The organism is Gordonia sp. 852002-10350_SCH5691597, assembly GCF_001665715.1.
Lineage (GTDB): Bacteria > Actinomycetota > Actinomycetes > Mycobacteriales > Mycobacteriaceae > Gordonia > Gordonia sputi.
In genome coordinates, this window is the sequence record NZ_LZMO01000260.1 from 1 (window position 1) to 23807 (window position 23807).

24 protein-coding genes and 1 tRNA gene are annotated in these 23807 nt (G+C 66.4%); 10 read left to right on the forward strand and 15 right to left on the reverse strand.

Translation table 11 applies throughout. The annotated features are described in order from the left end of the window. Both istB and opgC read left to right on the forward strand, forming a co-directional pair. The coding region (gene istB, locus A5777_RS19230) for an IS21-like element helper ATPase IstB (protein WP_064863872.1) at positions 1 to 612 on the forward strand (612 nt) is incomplete at its 5' end. 147 nt (positions 613 to 759) lie between these two features. Beyond that, positions 760 to 1230, forward strand: a complete 471-nt coding sequence (gene opgC / locus A5777_RS19235; RefSeq protein ID WP_442903063.1) for an OpgC domain-containing protein — start codon at positions 760 to 762, stop codon at positions 1228 to 1230. A 143-nt stretch (positions 1231 to 1373) separates the two neighbouring features. On the opposite strand, the gene A5777_RS19240 is transcribed toward opgC, so the two are convergent. Together A5777_RS19240 and A5777_RS19245 are read right to left on the reverse strand one after the other, a co-directional pair. Further along, a complete protein-coding gene (locus A5777_RS19240) occupies positions 1374 to 2522 on the reverse strand; it encodes an acid phosphatase (protein ID WP_064863873.1) in 1149 nt (382 codons plus the stop codon). 210 nt (positions 2523 to 2732) lie between these two features. Further along, on the reverse strand, positions 2733 to 4259 hold the full coding sequence (locus A5777_RS19245) for a DUF7782 domain-containing protein (protein ID WP_064863874.1): 1527 nt from the start codon (positions 4257 to 4259) through the stop codon (positions 2733 to 2735). Positions 4260 to 4567: 308 nt separating this feature from the next. Here A5777_RS19245 and A5777_RS19250 point away from each other — a divergent pair, with 308 nt between their 5' ends. Then, on the forward strand, positions 4568 to 6313 hold the full coding sequence (locus tag A5777_RS19250) for a hypothetical protein (protein WP_231895118.1): 1746 nt from the start codon (positions 4568 to 4570) through the stop codon (positions 6311 to 6313). Positions 6314 to 6380: 67 nt separating this feature from the next. On the opposite strand, the gene A5777_RS19255 is transcribed toward A5777_RS19250, so the two are convergent. Beyond that, positions 6381 to 7757: an NAD-dependent succinate-semialdehyde dehydrogenase gene (locus A5777_RS19255; RefSeq protein WP_064863876.1), complete on the reverse strand. Its 1377-nt coding sequence runs from the start codon at positions 7755 to 7757 to the stop codon at positions 6381 to 6383. Positions 7758 to 7872: 115 nt separating this feature from the next. Here A5777_RS19255 and A5777_RS19260 point away from each other — a divergent pair, with 115 nt between their 5' ends. The 3 genes from A5777_RS19260 to A5777_RS19270 all read left to right on the forward strand — a co-directional run bounded on the left by A5777_RS19260 (position 7873) and on the right by A5777_RS19270 (position 12593). Continuing rightward, positions 7873 to 8940: an SGNH/GDSL hydrolase family protein gene (locus A5777_RS19260; protein WP_064863877.1), complete on the forward strand. Its 1068-nt coding sequence runs from the start codon at positions 7873 to 7875 to the stop codon at positions 8938 to 8940. Further along, a complete protein-coding gene (locus tag A5777_RS19265; RefSeq protein ID WP_064863878.1) occupies positions 8934 to 9179 on the forward strand; it encodes a hypothetical protein in 246 nt (81 codons plus the stop codon). The genes A5777_RS19260 and A5777_RS19265 overlap by 7 nt, the downstream gene beginning before the upstream one ends. Before the next feature lie 111 nt (positions 9180 to 9290). Next, on the forward strand, positions 9291 to 12593 hold the full coding sequence (locus A5777_RS19270; RefSeq protein ID WP_082933757.1) for a GH92 family glycosyl hydrolase: 3303 nt from the start codon (positions 9291 to 9293) through the stop codon (positions 12591 to 12593). Here A5777_RS19270 and A5777_RS19275 read toward each other — a convergent pair. Beyond that, positions 12572 to 12656: transfer RNA gene (locus A5777_RS19275), tRNA-Leu, on the reverse strand. The two genes, A5777_RS19270 and A5777_RS19275, sit on opposite strands and share 22 nt — an antisense overlap. 60 nt (positions 12657 to 12716) lie before the next feature. Between A5777_RS19275 and A5777_RS19280 the strand changes: the two genes are divergently transcribed. From A5777_RS19280 to A5777_RS19290, 3 genes are read left to right on the forward strand one after another with little or no spacing between them, the layout of a single operon-like run. Continuing rightward, a complete protein-coding gene (locus tag A5777_RS19280) occupies positions 12717 to 13184 on the forward strand; it encodes a hypothetical protein (protein WP_064863879.1) in 468 nt (155 codons plus the stop codon). Beyond that, on the forward strand, positions 13181 to 13552 hold the full coding sequence (locus A5777_RS19285; RefSeq protein WP_064863880.1) for a DUF3817 domain-containing protein: 372 nt from the start codon (positions 13181 to 13183) through the stop codon (positions 13550 to 13552). The genes A5777_RS19280 and A5777_RS19285 overlap by 4 nt, the downstream gene beginning before the upstream one ends. 45 nt (positions 13553 to 13597) lie before the next feature. Then, entirely contained in the window at positions 13598 to 14701 is a 1104-nt protein-coding gene (locus A5777_RS19290; RefSeq protein WP_064863881.1) for a glycosyltransferase, read from the forward strand. 14 nt (positions 14702 to 14715) lie between these two features. Here A5777_RS19290 and rdgB read toward each other — a convergent pair whose 3' ends face one another. The 11 genes from rdgB to clpS form a co-directional block, all read right to left on the reverse strand. Further along, positions 14716 to 15327 (reverse strand): RdgB/HAM1 family non-canonical purine NTP pyrophosphatase, encoded by a 612-nt coding sequence (rdgB, locus tag A5777_RS19295; protein WP_064863882.1) that lies wholly within the window; start codon positions 15325 to 15327, stop codon positions 14716 to 14718. 5 nt (positions 15328 to 15332) lie between these two features. After that, positions 15333 to 16088 (reverse strand): ribonuclease PH, encoded by a 756-nt coding sequence (gene rph, locus A5777_RS19300; RefSeq protein WP_005207819.1) that lies wholly within the window; start codon positions 16086 to 16088, stop codon positions 15333 to 15335. Positions 16089 to 16106: 18 nt separating this feature from the next. Further along, the gene (locus A5777_RS19305; RefSeq protein WP_064863883.1) at positions 16107 to 16874 is read right to left on the reverse strand and encodes a cyclic nucleotide-degrading phosphodiesterase; all 768 of its coding nucleotides are present in this window, start codon (positions 16872 to 16874) and stop codon (positions 16107 to 16109) included. A 104-nt stretch (positions 16875 to 16978) separates the two neighbouring features. Further along, positions 16979 to 17788 (reverse strand): glutamate racemase, encoded by an 810-nt coding sequence (murI, locus tag A5777_RS19310; RefSeq protein WP_082933758.1) that lies wholly within the window; start codon positions 17786 to 17788, stop codon positions 16979 to 16981. After that, positions 17785 to 18432 (reverse strand): rhomboid family intramembrane serine protease, encoded by a 648-nt coding sequence (locus tag A5777_RS19315; protein ID WP_064863884.1) that lies wholly within the window; start codon positions 18430 to 18432, stop codon positions 17785 to 17787. Before A5777_RS19315 ends, murI begins: the two co-directional genes overlap by 4 nt. Before the next feature lie 109 nt (positions 18433 to 18541). Then, complete coding sequence (locus tag A5777_RS19320) at positions 18542 to 19513, reverse strand: PLP-dependent cysteine synthase family protein (RefSeq protein ID WP_064863885.1); 972 nt, start codon at positions 19511 to 19513, stop codon at positions 18542 to 18544. Between the two features lie 7 nt (positions 19514 to 19520). Further along, positions 19521 to 19829: a MoaD/ThiS family protein gene (locus tag A5777_RS19325; protein ID WP_049700921.1), complete on the reverse strand. Its 309-nt coding sequence runs from the start codon at positions 19827 to 19829 to the stop codon at positions 19521 to 19523. A 7-nt stretch (positions 19830 to 19836) separates the two neighbouring features. Next, positions 19837 to 20244, reverse strand: a complete 408-nt coding sequence (locus A5777_RS19330) for a Mov34/MPN/PAD-1 family protein (protein ID WP_064863886.1) — start codon at positions 20242 to 20244, stop codon at positions 19837 to 19839. A gap of 78 nt (positions 20245 to 20322) precedes the next feature. Then, on the reverse strand, positions 20323 to 21447 hold the full coding sequence (locus A5777_RS19335; protein WP_064863887.1) for a P1 family peptidase: 1125 nt from the start codon (positions 21445 to 21447) through the stop codon (positions 20323 to 20325). Further along, on the reverse strand, positions 21447 to 22022 hold the full coding sequence (gene aosR / locus A5777_RS19340) for an oxidative stress transcriptional regulator AosR (protein WP_064863888.1): 576 nt from the start codon (positions 22020 to 22022) through the stop codon (positions 21447 to 21449). Before aosR ends, A5777_RS19335 begins: the two co-directional genes overlap by 1 nt. Before the next feature lie 19 nt (positions 22023 to 22041). Then, positions 22042 to 22383 carry an ATP-dependent Clp protease adapter ClpS gene (gene clpS / locus A5777_RS19345; RefSeq protein ID WP_039856542.1) on the reverse strand — a complete coding sequence of 114 codons (342 nt, stop codon included), beginning with the start codon at positions 22381 to 22383 and terminating at the stop codon, positions 22042 to 22044. A gap of 20 nt (positions 22384 to 22403) precedes the next feature. Here clpS and A5777_RS19350 point away from each other — a divergent pair, with 20 nt between their 5' ends. Further along, on the forward strand, positions 22404 to 23708 hold the full coding sequence (locus A5777_RS19350; RefSeq protein ID WP_064863889.1) for a nicotinate phosphoribosyltransferase: 1305 nt from the start codon (positions 22404 to 22406) through the stop codon (positions 23706 to 23708). Positions 23709 to 23807 lie beyond the last annotated feature (99 nt).

Consider the following 23807-nt stretch of genomic DNA (forward strand, 5'->3'; position numbering starts at 1 on the left):
CGGTTGCGGTTCGCGTGCCTGCCCACCCCGGCCACGTTGGACGGCTTCGACTACGACGCCGCGCCCGGCGTGGACCGGGCGCTGATCCGCGAACTCGGGACGTGTGCCTACCTCGAATCGTCGACGAACGTGCTGCTCATCGGTCCGCCGGGTACGGGCAAGACGCATCTGGCGGTCGGGCTTGCGAACGCCGCGGTCCACGCCGGCTATCGCACCTATGTGACCACCGCCGCCGACCTGGCCGCACGCTGCCACAAAGCCGCGATCGAAGGACGTTGGGCCACCTGCATGCGATTCTTCGCCGGACCCACCTTGCTCGTCATCGACGAGCTCGGCTACCTCCCATTGCCGGCCGAAGCCGCTTCAGCCTTGTTTCAGGTTGTGGCGCAACGATATTTGAAAACATCCATCGTCATCACCACCAACAGGTCCGTCGCCGAATGGGGCGAAGTGCTCGGTGACACCACCGTCGCCGCAGCCATGCTCGACCGGCTGCTGCATCGCTCCGTCGTGCTCAAACTCGACGGCGACTCCTACCGGCTTCGTGACCATCACGCCCGCACCCACAGCCAGCGCACCGCCACCGCACCCACCAGAAGGTCGCTACAGTAGAAACCGCCCACGGGTGGGGAATTTCAGTGAGCACACCTGGGGAACTTTCTTGAGCCTCGTCAACGATGGCAGGGAGCTCGCTTCATCGACAGATACCTGCCTGCAGTCCTTGTCGGGGCGGTCTGCGTCTGGTTGGTCTTCCACTACGTGATCGACACCGGCCCGTGGGCCGAACTCGAATCCCACTTCGCCGACAAGGTCAGCTTCGCGCCGGCACGCGCGCTGGGCGCCTGGGTCGTCGTACCCGCGGTGTACGGGGTGTTCCGCGCGCTACTTCGGGTGTGGCATCACGACTGGTTGCGGCCTCTTGTGATGACCGGAGCGCGCAGCCTCGACTCGTATGTCATTCAGGCGATCGCCCTGATCATCGTTCCGATCCACGTCGCCCACCGCCCCTGGGACGAGACCACGTCTATAGCCGTCACGCTGCTCGTCTTCGGTGCTTGCTGGGCGTGGGCGGAACTTCGACGCGCCGCTGAGATCGACAAGCTCCATAGACTTCCCGCGATCGCCTACCGCGCGGCTCACAGCCCCGCCGCTCCGCCGTCCGACAGCTCGGCTGCTGTACCTCGGAACGCGAACCTGTCAGCGAAGCTGTACCCGGTTGAGTTCCCGTAGCCGTTGACTGGTCCGAAAACTCAGGTCGGCTGCGCAGAAAGTTACGCCTCTCGAGGCCTCCGCATGTACCGGTACGTGCGGAGGCCCCGAGGGACGTGGTTTTCTGCGCTCCGATCCGACCTATCTGAGCTGCGCGGCCTTCCTCAGCGAGCCACCCACGCACGCGCGATGTCGAGTCGCTGCCAGCCGCCGTTCGCTCCGGTCTTGTCGAGCGGATACCCGCCGGGCAAGGCCGTCCGAGCCAACAGGTCTCGCAGCTGCTGCGTCGACCACCCCGGATGGGCGGCCCGGATCAGGTTCTCGGCGCCGGCCGGAACCTGAAGTGGCGCAGCGGGTCCGGTCGGCAGGAACGAGAAGGTCGAGCGCTGGCGGTAGCTACTCAACGCGGCGTCGGTCCCTATGTAGGGCTGCTGGCAGCCGACGATGCGGCCGATCGGCGCACCGACCCGCGCAGCGAGTACCGACCGCAGTTCGGCCCGTGCCTGCGCCAGCAGCGTTGCGAAACTCGGGTCGGCGATGACCTCGGAAGTGATGTTCTCGGCAAGCATGCGCCCACCGATGACGTCGAGCGGGTAGTGCACGCCGAGCACGACGCGGTGATAACCGTACTCAGCGCCACGGGCGAGAACCTGCGGCCCGACCTCGGGCAACATGGTCGCGATCAGGAAGGCCTGCGTGTAGCCCCAGGTGGTATGTCCCGACGGGTACGACCCGCTGCCGCGTACCGATTCGTAGAGATCGGGACGGCCGTCGCCGTAATGACGGACGAGAGTGGGCGCCACCTCGAACGGCCGCCGGTAGTCGAAGTACTTCTTCTCCTTCGACGTGCCGACGCGATCGCCGACCAACGCCTTGTCGCCGAGCAGCAGCTCACTCGTCTTCGGGAGCTGCCCTGCCTTGAGGGCGTCGAAGAACGCGGGCGAGAGCTTCGAGCCGAGGGCGTTGAAGATCGCGGGTCCCTCGATCGCGTAGTTGTCGTCGACCGCATACGCCGACACCTTCGGGCTCGCAGCATTGTTCACCGCGATGGCCTCGAGAAGGTTTTGCTGTTTGATCACCGGAGACAGCGACGAGAACGCGTCGAGCGTCGCGATGTGATTCGCGGGCTTCGCCGTCGCGAACGGCGCCGACTTCTCGCCCGCGGTGAAGCCGCTCGACGCCGAGACCGTGGTCGGAGTGAATGCACATGCCGCGGGAGCTGCCGTCGCGGTCGTGGGTACGAGCAACCCGACGCCGGCGATGGCGGAAACGACTGCGGCCGTGAGTAATCTGCGACTTCCGAACCGACGCATATGGTGTTGCCTCCCCGAATGAGTTGCGCCCCATGGACGTCGGGGCCGGTCGCGAACCCTCTCAGATGACCAGCTCATGTCAACGACGAGGCGACGTCGCGGTGAACGTCAGGTGTCGACCCCGGTCCTATCAGATCGGGGTCGGACAATCCGGTCGGGCTGATCTGTTGTGGTCTGCGTCCGGTTGGAGCGGACTTGGTCGGCGCCTGCTCAGCGCACCTCGTAGAGGATGCCCCGCCCGATGGCCTCACGGACGACCGGTAGCGCTGCGGCGGCAAGCGCGTCGGCGTCGACGTCGTGGAAGTCGGCGAGGAGGTCGATGAGCGCTCCCAGTGGCACCTGACCTCGGCAACCCGCCAGCAACGCCCGTGAGACCTCGTCGACGCCGAGGACGGCGCCCGGCCCGCCCGGACGCCGCACGGATGCTCCGATCTCCTGCCAGCCGTCGTCGCTCGGAAGTGACTGCGCGTCGAGGAATACCGGGGAGGTCTTCAGTCGAGCGGCGAGCAGCGCGTCGTCGGAGGTGGTCCGCAGATAGTCACGACGGTCCAGAAATGCCTTGGCCTCGGGGCCGGTCATCTCCTCGCCCGCGCCGGTGATCTCTTCGCTCACGACGTCGGGCGGGCCGTCGGATCCACCCCGGCGATCCCGAAGTGTGATGACTCCCATGCCGATTCCCGCGATGCGCTCCCGCTGGAACCAGTCGAGCCAGGCGGATCCTCGCGCGGCGATCTGATCCGGTTCTTCGCCCGCGTCGGACAACCACAGCGAGATGTAGTCGACGGGATCGGCCAGCTCGCGCTGCACAACCCACCCGTCGAGCCCCGTCTCCGCGATCCACGAACCCACTCGATCGCGCCAGTCCGCGTCCTCGTAGACGATCCAGTTGGCAAGCAACTGCGCCGTGCCTCCGGGGTTCAGGCGCGCGGGCAACTCGCGGATCAGGCGCGCACACAGGGCGTCGCCCTCCATCCCTGAGTCGCGATACTCGTAGTCCTGCGACCCTGACCCGACGACGAACGGCGGGTTGGAGACGATCAGGTCGAAGCGCTCGTCGCCGACGGGCTCGAACAGACTGCCCTCGCGCAGATCCCAAGACATCCCGTTGAGGCGTGCCGTCGCGGCCGCCAGCGCCAGCGCGCGGGGGTTGGTATCCGTCGCGACGATCCGATCGGCGTGGGTTCCGAGGTGTAGCGCCTGGATTCCGCACCCGGTACCGAGGTCCAATGCCGATTCGACCGGGTCACGAATGATCGCCCGCGCCAACGAGATCGACGCTCCGCCGATCCCCAGCACGTGATCGGGGGCGACCGGACCCGATCGCATCGCGGCGTCCTGGTCGGAGACGACGAGGTAGTCGCGGACGTCGTCGGCGTGCGGTCGGATGTCGAGGATGGCGCGGACCCGCTCGTCGTCGACGAACTCGACGACCCCGTTCGCCGCGAGCGCGTCCAGCGGCGTCGACGCAAACGCCTGCTCGGCGGCCTCGCGCGGCTCGTCGGAGCCGAGGAGGAAGAGTCGTATCAGCGTCGCGAGGGGTCGGCGATCGGCAGGCGCCAGCGAGGCGGCCCGTAACGCAGGCCACCACACTCCCTTGCCGAGCGCGGCGTTGGCATCGTCACCGAGAAGTGCGGCGACTCCATCGGAGTTGTACTGCGCCGCACGCAGATCCGCTCCGAGTGAATCGACAACCGACAAGTCGTCGAGAGGAAGACGCCCGAACGCGGGGTCAGACATGCGTCACCGACCTTTCGATACTTCGTGTGGCGATGTCCAGCAGACCACACGGCTGGGGCGGTGGCGGACGACACTTAGATCAATTCGCCGAGAAGTCTGTACGGGTTCCTCAAAGTGCCCTAACCTTCCGGGTGTCAGCCGAGACCTGATAGTGACCTTAGAGTTTCATTAAGGTTATGCTAACCTCACCAACTGAGCCGATGTGCTGGTGCTCTCGGCGGGATGAGATGAGCAGTCGGCAGACACCATTTCGGTGACACATGAGAAGAGAGTGCTCCATGGTGCGTGGCGTGGGTCGGGACCACCCGGTGGCAGCAGGACGATCGAGAACCGGGACGAAGTGGCTGGTCCGCGTCACCGCGGCAACGACGCTGTGTTCGGTCTTTGCCGCCGGCGCCACCGGTAACGGCACGGCAGCTGTGGTGGCAACGCAGGCCGCTCACCAGCAGCAAGTCGCGACGCAAGCGGCACAGATCAAGGTAAAGCCGACAACGCGTCCCGCCGAGACATACGACGAGCGTCTCGACCGGATCGGCAAGTCGAAGCGCTCACTGCTGGCAACGCCCAAGGAGAATCTGGGCAAGGAAACCAGTTGTGTCAGTGCTGAATTCACTTCGCTCTCGGTGGTTTACGACTCGCTCTTCGAGTCGATCCTCCCGTCGCTCCCGCCGCAACTGAAGCAGAACGCCTATGCCGCACGCACCCAGGCGCACCGCGACATGGACCACATGAACGTCTCGACGCTGGCCATCTCCGACAACCCGCTTGCACTCGGAGCCGACTCCGACGACCCGGCCACCAAATACCGGAGCCCGATCTCTCAGTGGATCGTGGTGCAGCTCTTGAAGGTTCGCGACGGCAAGCAGAACGAGGCCATCCCGGTCAGCCGCATCACGCTCATGCAGGCGGTCGAGACCGCCTGGCTGTACCTGTTCACGACGGTCGTGGCACCGGCAAAGGTGCTGTCGCAGATCGCACCGATCTCGGGAAGCCCTCTGACAGGTACCCAACTCGACGCGCTTAAGGACTTCATCACCTGGAAGAGCCTGCTCCAGATCGGCGTGTCTGCCAGCGCGCTCGGAGCCCAGTACACCTATCAGGCGATAGCCAGCTCGATGATCAACCAGTGCGTCGCGCGCGTCACGAAGGAACAGAAGGACGACGCCGGCCGTCCGAGTGAGACTGTTCGCTACAACATTCCGATCCCGGCGATCGTGCAGGACATCGCCGATCAACTCGCACTCGCCGACAACAAGACCTGTGCGCCCGTCGGTTCACTTCCGCTGTCGCGCATCGTGACCCGCACCTCAGACTATGCGCAGACGATGGTCACCACCGAGGCGCAGAAGCGCAACATCCGCAACGAGACCAAGCGCATTCTTTCGACGATGCGGTCGACCCCGATCCCGCACAACCTGATTCCTGCCGATCCCGCGGACTTCAACACGGCGGAATCGATCGCCTCCTACATCGGCACGATCATTCCCTATGTCGGGGGCGCACCCCTCGACATCGCGTTGGGCCTCGGGCACAACATCGGCCAGGGCGACAACCTCGCGGCGACGGTACCGCTCTCCGACCTCACCGTCACCAAGGGAATGACCGCCGCGTACTACTCGCTGTATCTGTCACTCCACCTGTTCGCCACTGCCGGTGGTTTGGTGGAGGGCGAAGTACTTCCCGAAGGCCTTCCGCTCACTCCCGTCCGCCTGCTCAACGCGGCGGGCTCGGCGGCCATCACGTACGGACTGGTCAACTACCACAACGTGATCCGCTCGATGTGTCTGCGTGAAGACGACACCACGGGCACCGGGCTGGGCGCCGAGCAGAACAAGAAGCTGCGCGACGCCAGGGACGGTGCCCGCACCGACAAGACCGACATCGAGAAGACCGCCGCGGAGAAGTCGGTGAAGCCCGACACGCCTACGACGTCGCCGTCAACGCCCGCCGGTGAGGATCGTCGCCGCGCGACAGCACCGTCGACGGCCCCGTCGACGAAGCCCGCGATCACTCCGGTGCCGGGGCTACCCTTCACCATTCCGGCAGCCGGCTGACCACGGTCGCAGATCCGGTTGCGATCGGTCTCGATCTACGAGGACGATCGCAACCGGATTCGCCGCACTACTTCTCGGACGTGCGGCGCAGCCGGGTGTTGACGAATTCGCCCATCCCCCAACGACCGAGCTCGCGACCATAGCCGGACCGCTTCACCCCGCCGAAGGGCAGTCCGGGCAGCGTGGTGCCGTGCTCGTTGATGTAGGCCATACCGACGTCGAGTCGGTCGGCAACCTGCTGCGCCTTCTCGATGTCGGTACTCCACACCGATCCGCTGAGCCCGAACTGGACGTCGTTGGCCACACGGACCGCGTCATCGATCGAGCTGGCCTTGTAGACCATCGCCACCGGGCCGAAGATCTCCTCTGAGTAGGCATCGGCCTCGGGAGTGATGTCGGTCAGAACTGCGGGCTCGAGGAAGGCGCCGCTGTCGCCGATCGGCGTGCCGCCGGTGTGCAGTGTCGCTCCCTGTTGTACGGCCTTGTCGATCTGCTCGGCGACGGTGTCCCGTGCGCTCTCCGACGACAGCGGCCCGACCTGTGTCGCCGGGTCGGTCGGATCTCCGACCTTCGCAGACTTGAAGGCGTCGACGAGACCGGCCACGAAGTCGTCGTAGAGGTCGTCGAGCACGATGAACCTCTTGGGCGAGTTACAGGCCTGACCCGTGTTGGACAGACGTGCCCTTGAGGCGACCTTGACGGTGCGGGCCATGTCGTCGGTATCGAGTACGACGAAGGGGTCGGACCCACCGAGTTCGAGCACCGACTTCTTGAGGTTCTTGGCGGCCTCTGCGCCTACCGCGGCACCCGCCGCCTCACTACCGGTCAGCGATACACCGCGAATAGCGGTGTTCTCCAACATTTTCGCCACCTGGTCGCTGTTGATGTACGCGTTGATGTAGACGTCCTCACCCACACCCGCCTCGTGCAGGACGTCCGCCATCAGCGCCGACGACGCCGCACAGATCGAGGCGTGCTTGAGGATGATGGTGTTGCCCAGCATCAGGTTCGGCGCGACGAAGCGTGCCACCTGGTAGTAGGGGTAGTTCCAGGGCATCACTCCGACCAGCGGCCCGATGGGGCGACGCTGGATGAGTGATTCGGCCGCGCCCTGGGGGTCGATCTCCTCGTCCGCGAGAAGGTCGGGTCCGTGGTCGGCGTACCAGCGATAGATGCTGGCGGCCAGTTGCACCTCGCCGACCGCCTGTTTGGTTACCTTGCCCATCTCGGTGGTGATCGCCGCGGCCAGCTCGTCAGCACGCTTCTCGTAGAGATCCGCAGTGCGCGAAAGTATCTCGGCGCGCGCCGCCGGTGTGGTGTCCCGCCATTGCGTGTACGCGTCGAGCGATCGCTTGGCGAGCGAGTCGAGTTGATCGTCCGGGAGGGTCGGGAATTCGCGTTCGGTGACGCCGGTCGCAGGATTGGTGGTCACATAGCTGCTCATGTCCCGACGCTACGGACGCAACCTCACCAGCTGTGCCCGAAATGTCCATCTTGATCCGATCGCAACCCGCTGCGGCCACTCCGAACCCGTGTGCACCACGAGTAACGTTTGCCGGGTGTCCGCACACGTCCTCGGCAGGGTTCACGCCGCGCTCGCCACGGCGGGCTCGCGCCAAGCAGTGATCGTCACCGCCGGATCGTCGACGACCTCCGGCCACGGCCTCGACGACCAGTCGCACAGCTGGGTGCAACGGTGGGCGCGAACGGTGCAGGCCGCGTATCCGCGTCTGGACGGCCGACCGTCGCAAGGTCGGGTCACCCTCGCCGGATCGTCGATGATGTCGACCGACGTGCCCGGCGTCGTGGTGGTCAATGCCGGTGTCTCGGGTACGACGTCGGCGAATTACCTCGACGACACAAGTCGGGCGGCAATCGCGTCGCTACGGCCGATCCTCATGACGCACATGGTCGGTTCCAATGATTTCGGAGACGGCGCCGATCCCGCGGCCTACGAGCGCAACATTCGCGCGAATCTCACGTACTTCGCTGACACATCGCCGGCGACGGTGCACGTTCTGGTGCACTCCTACCACCGCATGGATACCAACGACGGAACGATCTCGTGGAACGACTATCGAGACCGGTTGTGCGCCATCGCCTCGGAGACTTCCCACACTGTGCTGCTGATCGACGCATCGGAACCGTTCAGCGCGGCGGGCCTGCCCGAGGCGGATCCGTTACACCTGATCGCCTCCGACGCAGTCCACATGACAACGGCGGGACACGATCTGTTGGCGTCGACGATCACTGCAGCGCTGCGCATTCCGCTGCCCGCCCCGATTCGCGCCGATGGACGTCGACGGGTGTGGTGCTCCGACACCTTCTCCCACTGCGGCGAGGTGGTGGGCGCACCATCGGACTCAGCGTGGGGTGGCAACTCGGTTATCTGGTCGGGCGAACCCGGGGAGTATGTGGTGGCCGACGGCGTGCTGCGCAACACCGGGACGCGACGAGGTGTTGCGGGAATCGAGATGTCGGTGCCGGACTACGAACTCACCGCACGCTGGCAGAACTCCCCACCGGTGAGTCACGGCAGTGGTTCCTCGAGGTACGACGACAGTCGCTGCAGACCGCCACAGCACCCGACGCGATTCGGTGCGCCGTCGCGCCGGACGGAATGCTGAGCCTCCTCCTGCGCGCCGATGACCGCCTGATCGACCTCGCCGAACCACACACGATCGCACGCCCCGGCGACTTACTCACCCTCGGCGTCCAAGCCGACGACGTTTGGCTCATGCGCAACGGAATCGTGGTCCACGTGGCGCGCGTCGAGAGCGTCGCACAACCGGGCGCCGCCGCGGTCGCCAACGGCGTAGGCGCGCGCGGCGCGATATCGGAGTTCGTCGTCGACACGATTCTCTGAAGGCCACGATCCCCCGATTGCCGCGGGCATCGGGTGTCGCGCCGACCCCGCACCATCGTCACGCATCCGTATCGGTCCTACCGACGGGCATCGCTCGCTAAAGTGGCGATCGTGCGGGGATCTCGGCGCAGAGACGGAGCAGACGGCACGCTGCGCCGCGGACCCGGCCCCGCCCGCCCGGTCAACTCCAAGCCACTAGTTGGTCTCACGTCGCCGCAACCATGGGTGTACGACATCACGGCGGAGGCCGATCGTGAATTGGTCTTCGACGTCGGCGACTGCGACCTCGTGGGGCTCGTCGTCGACAGCGAACGGGAACTCGTCTATGCGCTGCATCCCGTGTTCGACGCCGACGAGCCCGACGTGCGGGACTCCTATGCGGGGACCGCGGTCGCACTCGACCTCGAATTCGACGATGGGAGCACGCTGTCGGATCAGCGTCTGCGCGACCAACACGGCGTCGTCGTGAATCCGGCGGCGCAGTACGATTCGCGCACCATCGCCGTCGACCAGTGGACGCTCAAACGAATTCAGCTGTCTGCCTTCACCGGTCGGCGCATCACGCGGGTGCTTCTACGGATCACGGCGCCCGTACGAGCCGACGGGACTCGTACACGACGGCGCATGCACGGGTTTCTCGACGACGTGGGGTTACGCCGCGCCGAACCCGAGTCACTCGAGCGCATCCATCGTGTACGCACGACCCGCGGAACGCACTCGAGTGACCGCTTCTCCCGCGGAAACTGCGCGCCGTTGGTGGCCCCACCGCACGGATCGGTGTTCGGCTTGCCGATGACCGACGGAGGGAACCGGGGATGGCCGTACTCGTACCACGAGGCCAACGACTCCGAGAATCGTTCGCGGCTACAGTCTTTCGCGACATCCCACATTCCCAGTCCCTGGATGGGCGACCGCGGCGTGCTGCAGTTCTTCCCTGCGGTACGTCGCCATCCACTGCTCGACCGCGCCGCCCGTGCGCTCCGGTTCTCACACGAGGACGAGGCCGACCGACCCGATCGCTACGCCGTCCCCCTCGGCGGGGGCGCCGATCACGGTGGCATCGACGCCGAGCTGACTGCGGGCTTGTGGTCCGTGTGGCTTCGGATGCGATTTCCCACCGATTCGGGCGCACTCGTCTTTGACCAGTTCGACAATTCCGGAGCACTGGTCCTGACCCATGCGACCAACGGACTCGTCACCGGATTCGTCGACGGCCCAGGCGGATTGGTCACAGTCCCCCGCATGTATTTCTCGGCACGAATCGACGTCCCGGTGACCTCGGTCGCCCATGCCGATTCGACGCACGAACGTAGCGCGGTCCTCGGTTCGATAGACCTCGACGTGTCAGCTAACCGGCGCGCCGTTCTGGCCGTCGGAACGTCGTTCATCAGTATCGAGCAGGCACATCGGAACCTCGAGTACGACATGCGGCTCGCGGGAGGCGGTTTCGACGAGATCTGGGCGGCCAGCCGAACCGCGTGGAACGAAATTCTCGGCCGACTCGACGTCGAAGGTGCCACCGCCGACCAGCTCACCACCCTGTATTCGTGTCTGCATCGCGTGCATCTGTATCCGAACATCGCACACGAGAACATCGGCACCCCGCAGACACCACGTTGGGCGTACGCCGATCCGTTCTGCTCTGTACAGGAGGACGGTCCAACTCACACCGCACGACCCGTCGTCGACGGCGCACTGACGACGACGGACGGATTCTGGGACTCGTACCGGGCGAGTTGGCCGCTGCGCACACTCGTGTGGCCGACGTCGACCGCCGAACTCATCGACGGCTTCGTCGAACACTACCGACGCAGCGGCTGGACGAGTCGTTGGTCGGCTCCGGGCCCTGCCGACATCATGACCGGCACGAGCAGCGACGCAGTGTTCGCCGACGCGGCGCTGGCAGGACTGGACTTCGACCTCGAATCCGCATACGACGCATGCCTACGCAACGCGACCACACCGTCCGACGATCCGCGCGTCGGACGAAAGGGCATGCACCGGTCACTGTTTCGAGGGTTCACCGACACCGAGACCTTCGAGGGCATGAGCTGGACCGTCGACGCCGCGATCAACGACGCGGCCATCGCGGTGTTCTCGCGCGTTCTCGCCGACCGCTTCCCGACGCACCCTCGAATCGACGAGTTCCGGGCCAACACCACATGGTTCACCGCTCGAGCCGCGAACTACGCCACGGTGTTCGATCCGGATACCGGTTTCTTTCGTGGCCGCGATCGATCCGGCAGATTCCGGCCCATCGACACCTTCGATCCCCGCAACTGGGGACTCGACTACACCGAAACCAACGCGTGGGGAACATGTGTCACCGCACCACAGGACGGAGAGGGCATCGCTGCGCTGCACGGCGGCCGTGACGCCCTGTGCCGACGACTCGACGAGTTCCGCGCGCTGCAGGAGACCGGACGCGACGACGTCCGCGGTTCGTACCCCGTCGTCATCCACGAGATGCGGGAAGCACGCGACACCCGCATGGGCATGCTCGCGCTGTCCAACCAACCGGCCCACCACATTCCGTTCATGTACGCATTCGCGTCGACACCGGGCAACCTCGCCCATGCCAGAACCCAGGAGATGGTGCACGAGGCGACGCAGCGACTGTTCCTCGGCTCCGAGATCGGACAGGGCTACCCGGGCGACGAGGACAACGGCGAGATGTCGGCGTGGTACCTGCTGGCGGCCACCGGTCTGTACCCGCTGACCATCGGCTCCGGAGAGTTCGTGATCACCGCACCGACGTTCCCGTCGATCAGTTGGACACTCGACGGCGCCGTCGTGCGCGTCGAAGCGCCCGCGGCGTCGACGACCAACCGCTACATCGAGTCGGTGACCATCGACGGCGAGCCGTGGCAGCAGATCACGGTCCCTCGTGAGCGCCTACGTCGCGGTGCGGTGATCCACGTCGCGCTCGGGCCACAGCCGACCACCTGGGCCGCCGGGTCGGTACCACCGTCACTGACACCGCCTGGCGCAATGCCCCGGCCGCCGCGGGATCTGACCTCTCCCGGTAACGCGCCCCGCTGCGCCCGCGGACCGAGCGACGCGGCCAACGCCTTCGACGACGACTCGTCGACGCCCCCGTTGACGTTGACGGCCGGGCAGGCGGTCGGCTGGGCGTTCGACGTCCCGACACTCGTCGACCACTACACGGTCACCCCGCGGTCTGCGGGGCCGGTGGGGTGGACGGTCGAGGCCCTCGATGCGAGCGACACGTGGGTCGTCGTCGATGAACGAACGGCCACGTTCCGTTGGGACAGACAGACCCGGATCTTCACGCTGCCGGTGCCGACCACGACGTCGGGGATGCGCCTGCGGACCGTCGAGGACATCGAGGTGTCGCAGGTGGAGTTCTTCCGGCTGAGCACCGAAGGTCATGGTGCGCGAGGGGGGACTTGAACCCCCACGTCCTAAGACACTGGAACCTAAATCCAGCGCGTCTGCCAATTCCGCCACTCGCGCGTGCGCGGTCAACAGTACCGGTCGCGCGGCGATAGACCCAGGCCAGGTACCGTCGAAGGTATGTCTACTACGCGTCGTGGTGCCCGTCGGCACCGCCCGGCACTGTTGGTGCTGGTGGCGCTCGCGGCCGTTGTCTGTCTCGGCATGGCGTGGTGGCAGTGGGATCGTTTCGAGTCGTCGGGCGGTACCGGTCAGAACCTGGGCTACGCGCTCCAGTGGCCGGCGTTCGCCGTCGCGTTCGTCTGGGCGTACCGCCGGTTCGTCGTGCTCGAAGCGGATCCGGAGGAGGTCGAGAAGCTCAAGCCCAAGGGCGTGACCGAGATCCCCGACGGCATACTTCCCGAGCGGGCAACCACCCCGAGCGCGTCGTCGTTCGCCGCGAACCCCGCGCGCGACGATTCCACACTCACCGACTACAACCGCTACCTCGCCGAACTCGCCGCCGCAGACCGCGAGCGCACCGAGGCCCCGGTCACCACGCCCGCGACGACCCGCGAGTCCACACAGACGGAGGAACACCACAGGTGAGCAGCGAGACCCCACAGACCGCCGAAACCGCCCAGACCACGCAGACCACCACGCCCGTCGCGAAGGTGAAGAGCGCACTGACTCGCTACCGCGTGCTCGCGTGGATCACCGGTATCTGGCTGCTGCTGTTGGTCGCCGAGCTGATCCTGCGTTACGGCTTCGGCAATCACGTGTTGGACTTCGTCCCGCCGGTACACGGCTGGATCTACTTCATCTACCTCATCTGCGCGATCGACCTCGGCATCAAGGTGCGCTGGTCGGTCGGCAAGATCATCGTGACCGCCATCGCGGGCACCATCCCCTTCCTCTCCTTCTATGTCGAGCACATCCGATCGAAGGAAGTAAAGGCGCAGTTCAACCTGGCCTAAGGCACGCGTAGCGCTGCGTTCACGCGAGCGCGGCTGACTGGCGGGGTGCGCATCGTCCAGTTGGCCAACTTCTACGGTGAGCGCTCCGGAGGACTGCGCACGGCCGTCGACCGCTGGGGTGCCGGCTACGTCGCCGCCGGACATGACGTGACGCTCGTCGTACCGGGAAGCGAATCCCGGGAAGACCTGATGCCGTCGGGAGTGGTGAAGATCTCGGTGCGCGCGCCGGGTATCCCATTCTCCGGCGGCTACCGCCTGGCATCTGCTCGACGCGTCGCCGACGTTCTGGCTTCGATCCGCCCCGACGCGCTCGAGGTGTCGGACCGGCTGACGCTGCGCGGCTTCGGTGACTGGGCTCGACGCCGCGGCATCCCGTCGACGATGGTGTCACACGAGCGACTCGACAGGCTGCTCGCCATGGCGATGCCCGCTCGCACCGCACGCGCGTTGGCCGATCGGGCAAACGCCGCGACAGCCAACTCGTATGACTCTGTGGTGTGCACCACCGGGTTCGCCGCCGCTGAGTTCGAACGTATCGGGGCCAGCAACGTGGTCCGCGCACCGCTCGGTGTCGACTTGGAGCAGTTCGCGCCACACCACCTTGACCCCACACTGAGTGCTCGCTGGACCGATGGGTCGACGACGCTGCTGGGTCACTGCGGCCGACTGTCGATGGAAAAGCGTGCGGACCGCTCCATCGCGGCAGCTGCGAAACTCCACCGCGCAGGATTACCCGTGCATCTGGTCATCGCGGGAGACGGGCCCATGCGCGGCGCCCTGCAGCACGCCGCGCGCGGGCTCCCGGTGACCTTCCTCGGCCACCTGCGTGACCGGCGCGAGGTCGCAGCACTCTTGGCCAGCACCGACGTCTCGTTTGCTCCCGGCCCGCATGAGACGTTCTGTCTGTCGGCGTTGGAATCGCTCGCGTCGGGGACGCCGGTCGTCGGATCGCGGTCATCCGCCGTCGCAGGAATGGTCGACGACTCGTGCGGCGCACTCGCCGACAATTCGGGGACAGGGTTCGCGCACGCCGTCGAGCGTGTTCTGTCGATACCGCGTTCCGAACGTGAAGGGGCCGCTCGCGCGCGTGCTGCGCAGTTCACGTGGCCCGAGTCGGTCTCACGGATGCTCGCGGTTCACGCCGGCTGACGGCGCGTCGACCCTCAGGCCAGGGCGCGCAGCGCAGGAACCAACTGCGCCAAGGCTTTTCCGCGATGGCTCAGTGCGTCCTTCTCGGCCGGTGCCAACTCGGCGGCAGAGCGTCCGGCAGCTACCGCGTCGTCGGGAATGAAAAGCGGATCGTAGCCAAATCCGTTGGAGCCCTGCGGTTCTCGCGCGAACACTCCGCGCCACTCGCCGCACACGACGGTCTCGTCGCCCGACGGCGACACCAAGGCACACGCCGACACGAACGCCGCGCCGCGTCGTCCGTCTGGAGTGTCGGAAAGCTGCGCCAGTACGAGTGCGTTGTTGGCCGCGTCGTCGCCGTGTACGCCACTCCATCGAGCCGAAAGCACGCCGGGCATCCCGTTGAGTGCGTCGATCTCGATTCCCGAATCGTCTGCGAGACAAGGTAATCCGGTTGACCGCGCACCCGCTCTGGCCTTGATCAACGCGTTGTCCTCGAACGTCGCACCCGTCTCGGGTTCTTCGGGATACTCGGGTACGGCGTCGAGCCCGATCACCTCGAGGCCCGTGAGGCCAGCGGCGTCGACGACCCGCTGAAGCTCGGCCAGCTTCTTACGGTTACGACTCGCGAGGAGTACCTGCGACATCGGGGTCAGGCCGGCTCGGGCAGGGTGCCGGGATACGGAAGCGCGAGCGCCTCGCGCTGGGCCACGAACAGCTTGTCCGTCCCGATCTCAGCCATGTCGAGGAGCTTGTCGAGGGTCGCACGCGGGAAGGTCGCGCCCTCGCCCGTGCCCTGCACCTCGACGAGGGTTCCGGCGTCGGTGGCGACGACGTTCATGTCGACCTCAGCGCGCGAATCCTCCTCGTACGGGAGATCCAGTCGCACGCGCCCGTCGACGACGCCGACGCTGACGGCGGCGATCATGCACGAGAGCGGCTGCGGATCCGACAGTCGCCCAGCAGCTTTGAGCCACGTCACCGCGTCGGCGAGTGCGACGTAGGCGCCGGTGATCGACGCGGTGCGCGTGCCGCCGTCGGCCTGCAGGACGTCGCAGTCGAGGGCGACGGTGTTCTCGCCGAGCGCGCTCAGGTCGATGCACGCGCGCAGCGAACGTCCGATCAGTCGACTGATCTCGTGGGTACGTCCGCCGATCTTGCCCTTGACCGACTCGCGGCGTGAACGCTCGTGGGTGGCGGCGGGAAGCATCGAGTACTCGGCGGTCAGCCAACCGAGTCCTGACCCGCGGCGCCAGGGCGGAACGCCCTCGGTGACACTCGCGGTACACATCACCCGTGTCTGACCGAACTCGATCAGCACCGACCCCGCAGGATTCGACGTGAATCCGCGGGTGATGGTGATGGGACGGAGTTCGTCGTCGGCCCTGCCGTCAGCTCGTGTGGTCACGAACTCAACTGTAGGAGATCACCCGGGCAGGTCGAACACCTGGCCCTGACGCACGAGGCCGACCGGCCCCGAGTAGGTGCTACGCGCCTCGGCGAGGATCGCCTCGGCATCCGACCACGGTGCGACATGCGTGATCGCGAGCGATTTCGCGTCGGCCTTGGTCGCCATCTCCCCCGCCTCGATGCCCGACATATGCAGGTGCGGAGGGCGCTCCGACGGAGCGTGCGTCCACGACGCCTCACAAATGAAGATGTCGGCGTCCGCTGCGAGATCGATCACCGCGTCACACGGACCCGAGTCGCCGCTGTAGGCGATGACCTGCCCCTCCGGGCCGGTGCATCGCAGTCCGAACGTGGCGGGCGGATGGTCGACGCGGAAGGGTTCGATCGTGATGCCGCCCAACGTGATCTCGATGTTGTCCGACCACTCGTGGACGTCGAACGTATCGCTGATGTCATCGATCTGACCGCCGAACTCACTCGACGCCGCCCCGATCCGCAACGCGGTACCCGTCGGCCCGTAGAGCGATGCCAGTCCGGTCGCAGGCGTCGGCGCGTACCGACGCCACACCAGCATTGCGGGCAGGTCGACGCAGTGATCGGCATGCAGATGGCTCAGCACGACGTCGACCTCGTTCGGGTCGACAATCCGCTGGAGTTCCCCCATCACCCCGGGACCGCAGTCGACGAGCACGGGTCGATGGCCGGGAACGGTAAGCAGGTAGCCCGAGCAGGCCGCACCGGGGCCACCGACACTGCCCGAACAGCCCAGGACAGTCAGACGCATACGACCTACCTTGCCACGCGCACATGGCGGGCAGACCACTTATCGGTCACAAGACACGCCGACTCGGACGTGTGACCGATCCGACGTCGGTGACACTCCGCACGTCAGACCGGATCCACCGATCGGACAACGGGTCCAAGGAATCGACTCGACAGCTTCGCGAACATCTCGGGGTCGCCTGTCGCCTGGAAGTGGCGCACCGCCTCGCGGCCGGTGTGCGGGTGGAGCAGATCGGATTCGGTGAGCACACGGAACAGATCCTTGGCGGTCTCCTCGGCGCTGGACACAAGCGTCACCTCGTCGCCCATCGCCAACTGGATCACGCCCGACAGCAACGGATAGTGGGTGCATCCGAGGACCACCGTGTCGACGTCGGCCTCCTGCAGCGGCTCGAGATACCCCTGCGCGAGACCGAGGATCTGCCTGCCGCTGGTGATGCCGCGTTCGACGAAATCGACGAATCGCGGGCATGCGACGGCGGTGATCTGGGCGTCGCGGGCGGCGGCGAACGAGTCCTGATAGGCGCACGAGGAGATCGTCGCCTCCGTGCCGATCACGCCGATGCGCCCGGTCTTCGTCGCAACGACGGCTCGACGGACCGCCGGCAACACCACCTCGATCACCGGGATCGGCGCGTAGCGCTCGCGGGCGTCACGCAGGCACGCCGCAGATGCGGTGTTGCAGGCGATCACGATTGCCTTGACCCCGCGCTCGGCGAGGTCGTCTCCGATCGCGAGGGCGTGTCGTCGGATCTCCGGAATGGTCAGCGGACCGTACGGGCCGTTCGCGGTATCGCCGATGTAGACGATGTCCTCATCGGGCAGTTGGTCGATGATCGCGCGGGCAACGGTCAGCCCACCGACGCCGGAATCAAAGATGCCGATAGGCGCGTCGGCGCGTGTTTTGGTGACTATGACCGCACCCCCGGTGTTGTCGGACCATACGGCGATACAGGACCCGATGAGGCCGTCGGGCGTCGGCGACGATCTCGGTCGGTGAGGAACCACGCGGCGAGTACACCGCCGATGGCGCCGAACAGATGTCCCTGCCACGAGACCCCGAAGGTGCCTGGGAACACGCCCCACAGCACCGATCCGTATATGAGAAAGAGGATGACTCCGATCGCGATCTGCGCGAGGTCGCGGTTGAAGAGTCCGCGCACGAGCAGGTATGTCAGCCAACCGAAAATGATGCCCGACGCCCCGACCGTGACGCTGTAGGACGGCGCGAACAACCAGACACCGATGCCCGACACGATCCAGACGATTGCGGTGACGATGAGGAAGCGTTTGCTCAGCAGCAGAATGAATCCCAGCACGACGAGCGGGATCAGGTTGGCGAACAGGTGCTGCCAATCGGCATGCAGGAACGGCGCCCACAGGATGCCGTCGAGTCCGTCGATCTGGCGTGGTTCGATACCGGCGCGATCAAGGTCGTAGTGCGTCGCGGCGTCGATCGCCTCGACGATCACGAGCACCGCGACGATGAACGCCATCACAATCGCCGACCGCGCCCACAGCGGCCGCGCGCCGCGCGTGGGGGTGGTGCTCGGTGTCATCGTCTTTCCTTCGTCGGGTGGTCTCGACAAGCTCGACCAGCGGGTTGGCTCCTCCCGCTGGTTGAGCCGGGCGCGAGCGCAGCGAGCACCCGAGTCGAAACCACCCCAGCTAAGCCCAGAGCTGTCCCTCGAGTGCCTGCTCGGCATCCTCAAGGCTACCGTCGTACGCCCCGGTGGACAGATACTTCCATCCCGCGTCGGGCACGACCAATCCGATGTCGGCGCGTCGACCCTCCTTGAGCGCCTTGCGGCCGATGCCGCGGGCGGCCTGCAGGATCGCGCCCGTCGACACACCGGCGAAAATACCCTCGAGGTCGATGAGTTCGCGCACCCGCGCGACGGCGTCGACTCCCTGAACGGAGTAGCGGCGGGTCAGCACCGATTCGTCGTACAGCTCGGGCACAAAACCCTCGTCGATGTTGCGCAGGCCGTACACCTCGTCGCCGTACCGCGGTTCGGCCGCGACGATCTCGATGTCGGGGTCGCGTTCGCGCAGATACCGTCCGACGCCCATCAACGTTCCCGTGGTGCCGAGACCCGCGACGAAGTGGGTGATCTCGGGAAGGTCGGCGAACAGCTCGGGGCCGGTGCCCTCGTAGTGCGCGCGCCAGTTTGCCTCGTTGCCGTACTGGTAGAGCATCACCCAATCGGGATGCTCAGCGGCGAGCTCCTTGGCCACCCGAACCGCCGTGTTCGAACCACCCGCAGCGGGTGACGAGATCACCTCGGCGCCGTACATGCGCAGCAGCGACCGACGTTCCTCCGAGGTGTTCTCGGGCATCACGCAGATCAGGTGATAACCCTTGAGCTTGGCGGCCATGGCCAGCGAGATGCCGGTGTTGCCGCTCGTGGGTTCGAGGATCGTCGACCCCGGTTGCAGTAGGCCGTCGGCCTCTGCCTGCTCGATCATCCGCAGCGCCGGTCGGTCTTTGATCGAACCGGTCGGGTTGCGATCCTCGAGCTTGGCCCAGAGCCGCACGTGCGGACCATCGTCGGTGTCGTCCCACCGCGGTGAGAGACGTTGCAGTCCGATCAGGGGCGTGTTTCCGACGGAGGAGATCAGCGACGTGTAGCGCGCCACGAAATACCTATCGTCCCAGCTGTGGCAGTGCGCCGCCGGCGACCGCAGGCAGGATGGTGACCTCATCGCCGTCGTCGATCGTGGTCGCGAGACCACCGGAGAAGCGCACATCCTCGTCGTTGACGTAGATGTTGACGAAGCGGTGCAGCTTGCCCGCGCCCGCACCATCCGCGGCAACCAGACGTTCCTTGAGGCCGGGGTTGGCAGTCTCGAGATTGTCGATGAGCTCCGACAGCGTCGAGCCGGAACCCTCGACCCGCTTCTCGCCGCCGGTGTGCGTACGCAGGATGGTCGGGATGGACACGGTGACCGTCATGGTTGATTCAGCTCCTGATCTCGATGGGTTCTTCGGTGACATCACCGTCGATGATGCGGTAACTCCGGATCTCGGTGTCGTCGGCGTCGCGCGTGGACACGAGGACGTAGTGCGCCTGCGGTTCACTGGCGTAGGAGACGTCGGTGCGGCTCGGGTATGCCTCGGTGGCGGTGTGGGAGTGATAGATGACGATCGGCTCCTCGTCGTTGCGACCCATCTCCCGCCAGACCTTCAGTTGCTCCGTCGAATCGAAGCGGTAGAACGTCGGCGACCGCTCGGCGTTGACCATCGGGATGAACCGGACGGGACGGTCGGAGCCCTCCGCGCCTGCGATCACCCCGCACGCCTCGTCCGGATGATCGGCGCGCGCATGCGCGACCATCTCGTCGACCAACTCCTGGCTGATCTGCAGCACTCGTTCTCCTCGAACTGAACGGACAAACGTCTTGACGAACAACGTGCCGCTTGGCGCCGCTATTCCGAAACCAAGCAGCTATGCGATGCCCGTTGTCGTGATCGCCGACGGCGCGAGGTCGGCGTAGGAGGGTACGCCTGCTACCGAATCGGCGGCCAGCACCGCGTTGACGATCGCGCGTTGGGTGACCGTCACGGCGACGCGGCAGATCTCGGCGAGGACAGCAACGTCGGGGTTCATCCCCGGCGGCACGAACGCCGCGGGCTCGGTCGGATGTGCTCCCGTCGCAACCGCGAAAATGGTGTCGCCGTCGAGCGGCGAGTGCACGGGGTGGATGGCGCGAGCGAGCCCGTCGTGCGCCGACATCGCGATTCGACGTACCGACGCGACGTCGAGTTCGGCGTCGGTCGCCACCACGCCGATCGTCGTGTTGAGCACCGTCTGTTTGGCAGCGACCTCGGCCAGTCGCGAGGCATCCGAGCTGTCCGGGCGGGCGAGCCCGTAGTAAGCGAGGTCGTGTTCTGTTGCACCCCAGGGCAATCCGGTAGCCGGATCGAACACCGAGCCCACCGGGTTGGCGACGATCAACGCGCCGACGGTGACCCCCGAAGCCGCGCCGGTCTCGATGCGCGACGACGCCGTACCCACTCCACCTTTCAGTCCACCCGCCCGAGCGCCGGCCCCGCCGCCGACACTCCCCTGAGCGACCTCGGCGCCCGCAGCCTGCAGCGCCGCGTGTCCGAAGCCCGCATCCGGACGGTTGGCCCACCCGCCCATCGGGAGGTCGAAGATGACGGCCCCCGGAACGATCGGGACCACGCCACCCTGGGCGTTCATCGGCAAGCCACGACCCGACTCCTCGAGCCCGGCCATCACCCCGTCCGCAGCGGCAAGTCCGTAGGCGCTGCCGCCCGTGAGGACTATCGCGTGCACCGTGGTGACGGTGTTCGACGGATCGAGCAGGTCTGTCTCGCGAGTCCCCGGTCCGCCGCCCCGCACGTCGACAGCCGCCGTCGGGGCACGGGTCGCTCCATCTGGCGTGCTGACGACCACGACCGTCGTACCTGTCGCCCACCCCGTTCCGGGCGGATCGTCGGGTCCGCCGAGGCCGAGCGTGGCGTCTGCATCGACGAGGTGGTGATGACCGACGGCGATGCCTGCCACATCGGTGATGCGATCACCGGCGGGAGCCCAGCCGGTCATCACATCATCGCCTCGACGAGCAGCTCCTGGATGACGGTCAGCCAGTGGTAGACGTCGAGGTGGGCGGCGTGCGGACGGTCGGGCGGGAGCTGGTCGGGGGTGTCCTCGGAGATCCCGAGCATTGCGCCCAGCGCGAGGCGGACGTCGTTGAGCGCGGTCAGCCAGCACCTCGCCTCCTCCTCGGTGAGCGAGACGTCGCCGCCGCCGTCGGGCAGGGACGCGAGCATCGTCGTCGACGCCGCGAGCTTGGCGTCGATGATCTTGGGTTCGTTGACGCTGCGCAGTGCCGCGTTGAGCCGCCCGTTCACGGCGTCCGCGGTGAGTTCGGTGTCCTGATCGGGACGATGAAAGTCGGGAAGCAAACGGCCGAGGGTCGCATCCGTCGGGGCGCTCGAGTGTCCGGTCCGGATGCCGGTCAGCTCGGCGAGGTCGTCACGCGGCGCGCTCGCCTCACGTTCCGTGAGCAACTCCGACATCGACGCCACCATCGACGCGAGGAGCTCGGACTCGTGAGACTCCAACGACGTCGTGTACCGCACCGAGCGTCCTCGGCCCTTGCGTTTGAAAACGCGCACTCGTATGTCCCGCCCGCTGCTAGCTGTCGCGCTGCATCGTCGCCCACAAACCCGCGGCGTGCAGTTTGGTCACGTCGGATTCCATCTTGTCGCGGTCGCCCGACGACACCACGGCTTTGCCCTCGGTGTGCACCTGCATCATGAGCTGGTTCGCCTTGGATTCGGAGTATCCGAAGACCTTCTGGAAGACGAAGGTCACATAGCGCATCAGATTGACCGGATCGTCCCAGACGATGGTCACCCAGGGTCGGTCGAACGCCGACGCGGCGTCGGCAACGGCCGGGTCGGCAACGGCCGTGCCACCGCTGCCGCCGCCACTTCCGGGGGTAGCCTCATGCGCACGAATATCGTCAGGCGCCATACAAACTAGGGTAAGGGATCGTGACCATCCGCAACACCGCCCTGCTCACCGACCAGTACGAGCTCACCATGGTCTCCGCCGCGCTGCGGCACCCGATCGCACACCGGCAGTGCGTGTTCGAGGTGTTCGCGCGCCGTCTCCCCGACGGCCGCCGGTACGGGGTCGTCGCGGGCACCGCTCGTATCCTCGACGCGCTGACGCAGTTCCGCTTCGGCGACGACGAGATCGCCGTCGTCGAACGCTTCCTCGACGACGAGACCGTCGAGTGGCTGCGCAACTACGAGTTCACCGGCGACATCGACGGATATCGCGAGGGTGAGCTGTACTTCCCCAACTCGCCGATCCTCACCGTGCGCGGAACCTTCGCCGAGGCAGTGGTACTCGAGACGCTGATCTTGTCGATCCTCAACCATGACAGCGCCATTGCCTCCGCGGCCGCCCGCATGGTCAGCGCGGCCAGCAGGCGCCCGATCATCGAGATGGGATCGCGTCGCACGCATGAGTGGGCGGCCGTGGCGAGCGCACGGGCCGCCTACCTCGCGGGTGTCGCGGCAACGTCGAACCTCGAGGCGGCGCGTACCTACGGCGTGCCGAGCGCGGGAACCGCGGCGCACTCGTTCACTCTCTCGTTCACCGATCCCGAGGGCCCCAACGAGAAGGCAGCATTCGCCGCGCAGATCGAGACACTCGGCGTCGGCACCACACTTCTCGTCGACACCTTCGACATCACCCAGGGCGTGCGCAACGCCGTCGAGGTGGCCGGTCCCGAGCTCGGTGCAGTCCGTATCGATTCCGGCGATCTCGGCGTGTTGGCACGGCAGGTCCGCGAGCAACTCGACGAGCTGGGTGCCCCGAACACCAAGATCGTCGTCTCCGGTGATCTCGATGAGTACGCGATCGCGTCACTGCGCGCCGAGCCGGTCGACACCTACGGCGTCGGTACGTCGTTGGTCACCGGCAGCGGTGCTCCGACGGCCGGCATGGTCTACAAGTTGGTCGAGGTCGACGGCATCCCCGTCACCAAACGCGCCAGCCACAAGGAGTCGAAGGGCGGCGCGAAGAATGCCGTGCGGGTCGCGCGGCCGACCGGGACCATCGTCGAGGAGATCCTCTACCGCACCGGAACACCGACACCGGACGTTCCGGGACACGTCGTCCGACCCCTGCAGATCCCGCTGGTTCGCGGTGGGCGGCGCGTCGACGACCTTCCGACGCTCGACGACGCGCGCGCGTTCCTCGCCGAAGGTCTGGTCAGCCTGCCGTGGGAGGGACTGGGACTCTCGCACGGCGATCCCGCCGTACCGACGCGTTTCCAACTCGGCTGACAGCCGAGGGAACCGATCCCCACCCGCCCACGTCCAAGCATCGAACCGGTAGCGAGCAACCCAACTACTCAAACACCTGAGCACACGAGCAACCACAAC

Bases quoted from the DNA above. Each gene is read 5' to 3' on its own strand.
- A5777_RS19305 (WP_064863883.1), bottom strand. From the start codon at position 16,874: ATGCGTCTGACTGTCCTGGGCTGTTCGGGCAGTGTCGGTGGCCCCGGT.
- A5777_RS19265 (WP_064863878.1), top strand. From the start codon at position 8,934: ATGCTGAGCCTCCTCCTGCGCGCCGATGACCGCCTGATCGACCTCGCC.
- A5777_RS19245 (WP_064863874.1), bottom strand. From the start codon at position 4,259: ATGTCTGACCCCGCGTTCGGGCGTCTTCCTCTCGACGACTTGTCGGTT.
- A5777_RS19315 (WP_064863884.1), bottom strand. From the start codon at position 18,432: ATGACACCGAGCACCACCCCCACGCGCGGCGCGCGGCCGCTGTGGGCG.
- A5777_RS19335 (WP_064863887.1), bottom strand. From the start codon at position 21,447: ATGACCGGCTGGGCTCCCGCCGGTGATCGCATCACCGATGTGGCAGGC.
- A5777_RS19325 (WP_049700921.1), bottom strand. From the start codon at position 19,829: ATGACGGTCACCGTGTCCATCCCGACCATCCTGCGTACGCACACCGGC.
- A5777_RS19240 (WP_064863873.1), bottom strand. From the start codon at position 2,522: ATGCGTCGGTTCGGAAGTCGCAGATTACTCACGGCCGCAGTCGTTTCC.
- rdgB (WP_064863882.1), bottom strand. From the start codon at position 15,327: ATGTCGCAGGTACTCCTCGCGAGTCGTAACCGTAAGAAGCTGGCCGAG.
- clpS (WP_039856542.1), bottom strand. From the start codon at position 22,383: ATGGCGCCTGACGATATTCGTGCGCATGAGGCTACCCCCGGAAGTGGC.
- A5777_RS19255 (WP_064863876.1), bottom strand. From the start codon at position 7,757: ATGAGCAGCTATGTGACCACCAATCCTGCGACCGGCGTCACCGAACGC.
- A5777_RS19280 (WP_064863879.1), top strand. From the start codon at position 12,717: ATGTCTACTACGCGTCGTGGTGCCCGTCGGCACCGCCCGGCACTGTTG.